Genomic DNA, 3,735 nt, shown 5'->3' on the forward strand with positions numbered 1-3,735 from the left:
GGGTGATGCAAGGGTTTTAAGAGATTCTAGCAGATTTAAGTGCATTTGGGAAGCTCTCAATCAAGCTAAAAGCCCTTTCCTGTAAGGTTTTTAGATTTATTCAGCAAACCCTAATTAATCGTCGCTGTTCCCTGTTCCCTTCTCTTAGCATTAACTTGAATTTTGTCTGGCTACTTCAAATGACTGATAACTAATATTAATAATTATCGTACCTCATGAGATTAGGAAATTCTCTAAAAAAGCAAAAAGGGAAATATATTCCCTTTTTCTAGCTTTTATGGACCCATATCCTAAACGATTTCGGGTTTAACACCTCTTTGGTCGAGAATTTTCTGTAATTCCGCTTCGTCGGTTTTGGTCAAAGAAGTGCGTAACACTTTACCTCCGTAGGGGGCCACTTCATCGAGGACCTTATCGGGGGTAACTTTTTGGACGAGAACAAAGAGAGCAGATGTACCTGGCTGCATGGTTTCTCCCAATTCCCGCATAAAATTGTCATCCACACCGATATCACTTAAAGCACCTCCCAAAGCGCCACCAGCAGCACCGAGGACGGCCCCTAATAAAGGGGATAAAAAGAGCATTCCGATTAATAATCCCCAGAAACTGCCACTAGCGGCTCCCGCTGCCGTTAAATTGACCGCTTGCTTGAGTTTAATCTCACCATCTTTGTTTTTAACCACTACGGCAGCATCTTCTAGCTCGATGAGATGTTCCCGTTGCAGCTTGGCCAAAGTTAAACGAACTTCTTCTGCTTTAAATTCGTCCTCATAGGCGATGACAAATAGATCAGCCATGGTTTTTCCTCGATTATTAGCAAATAAAACTTTTATACACTACTTTTGCCGGATTAAAAAGTTTGAGGTATTCTCCGATACCTGAAACCCATGGGGATTAGGTGTCATAAATACGAGCTTCAAAAGCATCGGGATTTTCTTGACAGTATTCCTCAAAATAGGTTTTTTCCGGTTTTTTAGCGCGTTGGTGTGCCAATTCTGCCTGTAATTCCTCAACAACATCCCAAGCTGCGGCACAATCGGGAGAATTTCCCCCTTTTTCAGCACATACTGCCCGGGCAATATCTCTAGCTTTGATAATCTCCGCTTCTAAATCAAGACTGCGGGGCTTTTCGACGGCGTTACCTTTATGGAGGATGTCACTAACAGAGATAACACCGAGTAAATCACCTTTAATTACCGGTGCGAAACGAATACCGGTATTAGCAAATAAGCGAGCCACATATTCAACCCCGAGGTCGGGATTAATCACGATGCAGGGTTTGCTCATCACTTCATAGACGCGCACTTTTTGCGGATCTTGACCGAAAGCGACGACTTTATAGACAATATCGGTTTCGGTGATAATTCCGTAAGCATCTTCATCGTGACGGCGATCAACAATGAGAGTTCTAATGTTCTTTTCTCTCATCAATTGTACCGCTTTGGCAACGGTTTCAGAACCTTTAATCTTGGCCACCTCCGTGGTCATAATTTCAGCTGCTTTCATAGTCATATTCGGAGAAGTTAAGTTGTGCCTTTGTTATTTTAGAACATAAACTGGCCCCTAATACTGACGGCTGACGGCTAAAAAACCGATCCCCGATTAACGCCATTCTACCAGTTGTCGTTCTTGGACAACCAAACCATATACTGTTTCGGTTTGACGGGCTAAATTCGCCCAATGAAAGCGTTTTTCTAGGTCTTCGTAGGCGTTATTAACTAATTCTTGGGCGTATTCAGGATGATTTAAAACCTCCAAAATGCCCCAAGCGAGGGAATCAGGATTATTGACCCGGGTGACAATTCCCGTTTGACCATGACGGACAACTTCGGGAAAACCGCAGGTATCGGAAACTACCACGGGAACCCTAGCGGCGAAACTTTCCAAGGCGACAATGCCAAAAGGTTCGTAAAGACTAGGAAAAACGGCACAATCGGCCACGGTTTGGAAGCGATCGAGGTTTTCATCGGACATAAAGCCCGTAAAATAACAATGATGCCAGATACCGAGATGCCAGGCCTGTTGTTTGAGTTTGTCGGTATTGCCGCCACCGATAATAACAAATTTAGTTTTAGCCCCAGTCTGGCCGAGGACTTTTGGGGCAGCGTTGAGTAACACCGAAACCCCCTTTTCAAAGGTCATACGCCCGACGTAATAGACGATTTTTTCGTGATCTTGGGCATATTGACGACGAAAAGCTTGGTAATCAAAGTTAGGGTCTCTTTGCTTTTTCTCGGCCCGAATACCGTTATAAACCACATCGATTTTATCCCAGGGGGCGCCCAAAGCCCGATGGACTTCATGACGCATATAGCCGGTACAGACGATAACGCGCCAAGCATTATAGACGAGGGTTCCCTCTTTGCCGGCGATATAGCGTTGGGTGTCGGTGTGCAGTCCGTTATAACGTCCGTATTCCGTGGCGTGAATAGTGGCAATCAGGGGGATTTTAAAGAGATGTTTCATGGCAATGGCCGCATCCCCTACTAACCAATCGTGAGCATGAACAAGGTCAAATTTTCCGTATTCGGCGATTAGTTTGCCGCCCCGTTGCCCCATGCTGTTATTCATGTTGACCACCCAATGGAAAAAGTCATTGCCGGGGGGTACGGGGACGCGATGGATGTGAATGCCTTCGACCAGTTCGTAACTGGGGGCCTGACCGAATTCGATCGTGATTAAATGGACTTCATGACCGAGTTTGACGATTTCGGGATAGAGTTCAGCGACATGACGGGCGATACCGCCCACTAATCGCGGTGGAAATTCCCACGCCAACACTAAAATCCTCATTTTTCCCTAACCTCGACCTGATTTAAGCTTGTAGGTAATCATTGCATCCCCATGGTATCTATTTTGGCTCTGGTTTCTTCCTCTAATTGCCACTCTCCCCGCACCAGTCTGGAAAGGATTTCTTGTCGCCACTTGCTTAATTGTTCCTGAAAAGCGGCCGTTTGTAGATCGTTGCGCCAGAAAATTAGGGCTGATTCGCCAGTTTGCGGATAATAATTTTTACGCTCTCCAGCGATGCGGAAGCCAAAATGCTCGTAGAGTGCGATCGCTGACTGGTTCGACACCCTCACCTCTAGCGTAGCCCTTTCCAGTTGTCTTTGTACAGCCTTCTCCAGAAGTTTGTAGAGAAGTAGTTTTCCTAATCCTTGTCTTTGATAGTCGGGGTAAATTGCCAGGAGGGTAATATGCGCTTCTTCGAGAATTGCCCAAAAACAAGCCAATCCGATTAGGGTTTCGCTATCCCGGTCCAGGGTAAGAATTAATAATTCACTGTTGGGGCTGTCTAATTCCCGTTGATATCCCGATAACGTCCAGATACCGCCGAGACTGGTGCGATCTAGGGACACCATGGCGGCAAGATGCTCTGATTTTGGGGTTTTAAGCTGGATTTTTGCCATTGATCGGGGAAGGGAGCAGGGTGTAGGGTGTGGGGTGTGGGGTGTGGGGTGTGGGGTGTGGGGTGTGGGGTGTGGGGTGTGGGGTGTGGGAAGAAGGGAGAATAAATAAAAATAGTCTCGGAGTCTCCTGAATCCTGTCTCCTGAATCCAATAGTAGATGTGGGATTTTTGCAGGAGTTCTATTTTCTGACAAATATAAGCCAAAGTTATTTATTGACTGCAAAAACTTGAGAATATTTAAATTAACATTCCGCAATATTTATAAATTCTTAAGAATTAATTGAGAAAGATTTTTATTTAACAACGATGTTATCATAGTTACAGC

The 3,735-nt window shown here is 45.2% G+C and carries 4 protein-coding genes; all 4 read right to left on the reverse strand.

Annotated features, from left to right (window positions below):
- Positions 1 to 290 precede the first annotated feature (290 nt).
- Positions 291 to 797, reverse strand: a complete 507-nt coding sequence (locus tag EWV68_RS07260) for a DUF1269 domain-containing protein (protein WP_104397044.1) — start codon at positions 795 to 797, stop codon at positions 291 to 293.
- A 97-nt stretch (positions 798 to 894) separates the two neighbouring features.
- Positions 895 to 1,512: a CP12 domain-containing protein gene (locus EWV68_RS07265; RefSeq protein WP_002796558.1), complete on the reverse strand. Its 618-nt coding sequence runs from the start codon at positions 1,510 to 1,512 to the stop codon at positions 895 to 897.
- 90 nt (positions 1,513 to 1,602) lie between these two features.
- On the reverse strand, positions 1,603 to 2,793 hold the full coding sequence (locus tag EWV68_RS07270) for a glycosyltransferase family 4 protein (protein WP_287169337.1): 1,191 nt from the start codon (positions 2,791 to 2,793) through the stop codon (positions 1,603 to 1,605).
- A 38-nt stretch (positions 2,794 to 2,831) separates the two neighbouring features.
- Positions 2,832 to 3,410 carry a ribosomal protein S18-alanine N-acetyltransferase gene (gene rimI / locus EWV68_RS07275; protein WP_287169339.1) on the reverse strand — a complete coding sequence of 193 codons (579 nt, stop codon included), beginning with the start codon at positions 3,408 to 3,410 and terminating at the stop codon, positions 2,832 to 2,834.
- Positions 3,411 to 3,735: the final 325 nt, after the last annotated feature.

Source organism: Microcystis sp. M_QC_C_20170808_M9Col (assembly GCF_007095495.1).
Classification (GTDB): domain Bacteria; phylum Cyanobacteriota; class Cyanobacteriia; order Cyanobacteriales; family Microcystaceae; genus Microcystis; species Microcystis aeruginosa.